A 3,900-nucleotide genomic window follows, 5' to 3' on the forward strand; every position below is an offset into this window, starting at 1 on the left:
GCGCCGCACCGGCCCGGCGGGCCCCCCCGGCCCGCCCCCCCCCCCCCCCCCCCCCCCCCACGCCATCGGCTGATTGCGGTTGCGACGGCATGCACCCGACGGAGACGGGAGGACGGCCCGTGTACGGGAGGAGGTGTCCGGCGTGGAGGGACGGGTGTGGGATTCCACCGACGCCTCACCGCCGGGTGTGAGATCCGCCATACAGCACATCGGGCTTTTCCTTCCCCGAAACCCCCGAGGCGTGAGCCGCGGGCATGCTGGACGGAGGGAAGGGGAGGTCAGCGCCGCGAGAGGCGGAGAGGGCGGGTGTGCCGGACGGACCCGCTCCCGCCCGCCGTCGCCGCAGGTGGTCCGTGCGCCTTCGCGAATGCCACGGCCCGTTCCGTATGAAAGCGTTTTTCCCGGGCACATGGGTGTACGTCCCGGCCGATGGAAGCTCGCTGTCGTGCCTCCCCGAAGCCAGGGCTGACATGAGGTGGCTGCGTACCCCTGAGCCGGGTGTTGTCAAGTTTTCTCGACCTGGGTTATACAGATGGCGGAGGGCATTGCACTCAGTGCCGCACCGCCGGCCGCCCCGTGCTCCTGGCGGGGCAGCGGGCGACGGCCCGTGCCGACCACCTCACCGGTACCAAGTCAGTACGGAAGGGGAGATGGATCATGCGGTGGAGCGAGTTCGTGGCGCAGGTACGCGAGCGGGGGCAGTACCCGACGGCCCGGGAGGCGGAGCGCGTCTGCCGGATCGTGCTCTCGGCACTCGGTGGCCATCTCACCGGTGCGGAGCGCACGGAACTGGCCGTCCGCCTCCCCCAGGAGGGCACGCGCGTGCTGACCGACCAGCTCAAGGTGGCCAATCCGCTCAGCGGCGCGCAGTTCGTCGACAGCGTCGCCGCACGCATCGAGGGCGCGACCCCGGCGACGGCGCGCTGGGACGTCAGCTCGGTGCTGAGCGTGGTCGCCGAACTCGCCGACGAGGACCTGCTCGACCGGATCATCGACCGGCTGCCACCCGGCTACGCCCTGCTGTTCGGGCGCGCCCAGCTCACCCGCCGGACCGGCCAGCTGGTCTGAGCGGGAACGGCCGGCCGGGCGGCACCCGGCGGGACGGAGGAGCGGTCCGGATGTCGCGGCAGGGACCGCGGGGCCCGGTCGAGCGGATGGAGTACCACCAGGTCGCGATCTGCCTGGCGGCCATGGCCGCGGGCGGCGGGGTCGGACCATTCGATCGCGGTGATGAGCACGGTGCCGCCCGCCAGGAAGATCCCGGTGGCCCACAGCACGATCTTGGCGTGCAGCGACCAGGCGCGCGGTCGGCCTGCCGTGCGGCCCGTGACCGGCCGGAAATGGCCGCACCCGGTCCGCGGCGGGTTCCGGGGCGGAACCCGGCGGGCCGGGTGCGGAAGGAAGGACCGGTAGGTCCTGGGGGGACCGGGGCCGGGCCCCGGAGCCCGGGTCAGGCCTTCTTGGTCTCCCAGAAGATCTTGTCGATCTCGGCGATGAGGTCCAGCAGCTTCTGACCCGTGGCCGGGTCGGTGGAGCCCTTGGCGGCCGAGGCGGCCTTGAGGGCGTCGTTCACCAGCTGGTGGAGCTGCGGGTACTTCTCGAAGTGCGGGGCCTTGAAGTAGTCGCTCCACAGCACCGAGATGTGGTGCTTGGCGAGCTCGGCCCGGTTCTCCTTGATGTACGTCGCGCGAGCCCGGTAGTGCGGGTCGTCGTTCGCCTGGTACTTCTCCTGGATGGCCTTGACCGACTCGGCCTCGATGCGGGCCTGGGCCGGGTCGTAGACGCCGCAGGGAAGGTCGCAGTGGGCGCTGACCTTCACCTTCGGGGCGAACAGGCGGGAGAGCATAGAGCTGTCCTTCCTCGTGATCGTCTTCTCACGTGCGAGATTACTCCGTGAGGAGCGCCTTTTCGCGTGTGCCCCCGTATACCCGGGACAAAAGTCCGAGGGATGAGGGGACGTGCGGGGTACACAGGGAGGCGCGGGAGCCGAGGACGGGACCGGAGGTGCGGCGGATGCCGGAGCGGGCGGACGAGCGGGAGGGCCGCGGACTGCTGCGGATGGGGCTGGCCGAGGTCTACAACCCGTCGATGGAGCCGACACTGCGCCCCGGCGACCTGCTGGTGGTGCGCTACGGGGGAGCGGTGCGGCCCGGGCAGGTGGTCGTGGTGCGGCATCCCTTCCAGCACGACCTGCTGATCGTCAAGCGGGCCGTGGAGCGGCGGGACGGCGGCTGGTGGGTGCGGGGCGACAATCCGTCGGTGCGCAACGACAGCCGTGAGTTCGGGGTGGTGCCCGACGAACTCGTGGTGGCGCGGGCGTGGGTGCGGCTGCGGCCCCCGCGGCAGGTTCAGCGCACCCCGGGCGCGTTGCTGGGCTGGGTCTTCTCGGCGTTCCGGCCGCTGTTCCCCAGGCGCTTGCGGGCCCGGTAGGCGGCGACGTTGGCCCGGGTGGCGCAGCGGTCGGAGCAGTAGCGCCGGGAGCGGTTGGTCGAGGTGTCCAGGTAGGCGTTGCGGCAGGGGTCGGCCTGGCAGAGGCCCAGCCGCTCCACACCCAGGTCGGTGAGGTGGAAGGCCAGACCCATGCAGGCGACGGCCGCGTATCCGGCGGTGGCGTTGGCGGGATGGTCGGCCAGATGCATGTGCCAGCGGGGGCGGCCGGCGTCGTCCGGGTAGTCGTGTCCGGAGATCTGCGGGCTGGCGGGGAACTCCATCAGCAGGGCGTTGAGCAGGTCCACGGCCCTGGTCTCGTCCCCTTCCGAGGCGGCCGCGAAGACCGCGCGCAGCCGGGTGCGCACTCCCCGCAGCCGTGTCACGTCGGCTTCCGTGGCGCGCCGCGCGGCGCTCTGTCCCGGGCCGAAGAGGGCGCGTACGGCCTCCACGGAGGTGAGCGTGTCCTCGCCGCGCTGCGGCTGCTCGGTGTTGACCAGCCGCACGGCGAAGTCCGAGTAATAGTTCAGTTCCACTTGTGGTCCTTACGGGCGCGCTCTATGGTCACGGGAGGGGCGAGTAAGGGTCGTCCCTCGATCCAGGTTATTACGTATTCGGAGTGCGGGAGGTTGCCGTGGCGGACACGGACACGGGCGCGTCGGCGGGTACGGCCGGGGCCGATCGGTGGCGCGGCTGGCAGGAGAGCTGGGACCGGCAGCAGGAGTGGTACCTGCCCGACCGCGAGGAACGCTTCGCGGCGATGCTCGACGCCGTCGAGGCGCTGGTGGGGACCGAACCGAAGGTGCTGGACCTGGCCTGCGGCACGGGAAGCATCACCGACCGGCTGCTGCGCCGGTTCCCCGGAGCCACCGGCACCGGGGTCGACCTGGACCCGGCCCTGCTGACCATCGCGCGCGGCCACTTCGCCGCCGAGCCCCGCGCCGCGTTCGTCACCGCCGATCTGCGCGACGAGCGGTGGACGGACGCCCTGCCGCACCGGGCGTACGACGCCGTGCTCACCTCCACCGCGCTGCACTGGCTGCGCACCGACGAGCTGCGGACGCTGTACGGGCGGCTCGCGGGCGTTCTGCGGGACGGCGGGATCCTCGTCAACGCCGATCACATGCCCGATCCCGCCACGCCCCGGATCGACGAGGCCGTGAACGCCTTCCACCGGGCGCGGCGCGAGCGGGAGAAGGCCGCGGGCACCCAGGACTGGGCGGACTGGTGGGCGTCGGCCGCCGCCGACCCGGTGCTGGCGGAGCCGGCCGCCGAACGCTTCCGGATCTTCGGTGACCCGGTGGCGGGGGACCACGCCGACGGCGAGACGCAGTCCGCCGCCTGGCACGTGGAGGCGATGCGCGCGGCGGGTTTCGCCGAGGCGCGGACGGTGTGGGCGTCGCCGGCCGACGCGATGGTGCTCGGTCTGAAGTGACCGGGCCGCCCCGGAGGCGGGATGCCGCGGGGGCGGCA

5 protein-coding genes are annotated in these 3,900 nt (G+C 72.5%); 3 read left to right on the forward strand and 2 right to left on the reverse strand.

The window, feature by feature from the left end; genetic code table 11:
• Nucleotides 1-657 precede the first annotated feature (657 nt).
• The gene (locus tag AC2CJA_RS25160; RefSeq protein ID WP_484604969.1) at nt 658-1,068 is read left to right on the forward strand and encodes a DUF2267 domain-containing protein; all 411 of its coding nucleotides are present in this window, start codon (nt 658-660) and stop codon (nt 1,066-1,068) included.
• Nucleotides 1,069-1,450: 382 nt separating this feature from the next.
• Here the strand turns inward: AC2CJA_RS25160 and sodN are convergent, their stop codons facing one another.
• Nucleotides 1,451-1,846: a superoxide dismutase, Ni gene (sodN, locus tag AC2CJA_RS25165; RefSeq protein ID WP_093661405.1), complete on the reverse strand. Its 396-nt coding sequence runs from the start codon at nt 1,844-1,846 to the stop codon at nt 1,451-1,453.
• Between the two features lie 167 nt (nt 1,847-2,013).
• Between sodN and sodX the strand changes: the two genes are divergently transcribed.
• Entirely contained in the window at nt 2,014-2,430 is a 417-nt protein-coding gene (sodX, locus tag AC2CJA_RS25170) for a nickel-type superoxide dismutase maturation protease (RefSeq protein ID WP_484604970.1), read from the forward strand.
• Here the strand turns inward: sodX and AC2CJA_RS25175 are convergent.
• On the reverse strand, nt 2,349-2,963 hold the full coding sequence (locus AC2CJA_RS25175; RefSeq protein WP_484604971.1) for a CGNR zinc finger domain-containing protein: 615 nt from the start codon (nt 2,961-2,963) through the stop codon (nt 2,349-2,351). The two genes, sodX and AC2CJA_RS25175, sit on opposite strands and share 82 nt — an antisense overlap.
• A gap of 98 nt (nt 2,964-3,061) precedes the next feature.
• On the opposite strand from AC2CJA_RS25175, the gene AC2CJA_RS25180 reads away from it, so the two are divergent.
• Nucleotides 3,062-3,862 carry a class I SAM-dependent methyltransferase gene (locus AC2CJA_RS25180; RefSeq protein ID WP_484604972.1) on the forward strand — a complete coding sequence of 267 codons (801 nt, stop codon included), beginning with the start codon at nt 3,062-3,064 and terminating at the stop codon, nt 3,860-3,862.
• Nucleotides 3,863-3,900: the final 38 nt, after the last annotated feature.

It is taken from the genome of Streptomyces sp. ATLC9 (assembly GCF_057196705.1).

Excerpts from the sequence above, each read along its gene's own strand:
- sodN (WP_093661405.1), bottom strand. The coding sequence starts at position 1,846 with ATGCTCTCCCGCCTGTTCGCCCCGAAGGTGAAGGTCAGCGCCCACTGC.
- sodX (WP_484604970.1), top strand. The coding sequence starts at position 2,014 with ATGCCGGAGCGGGCGGACGAGCGGGAGGGCCGCGGACTGCTGCGGATG.
- AC2CJA_RS25160 (WP_484604969.1), top strand. The coding sequence starts at position 658 with ATGCGGTGGAGCGAGTTCGTGGCGCAGGTACGCGAGCGGGGGCAGTAC.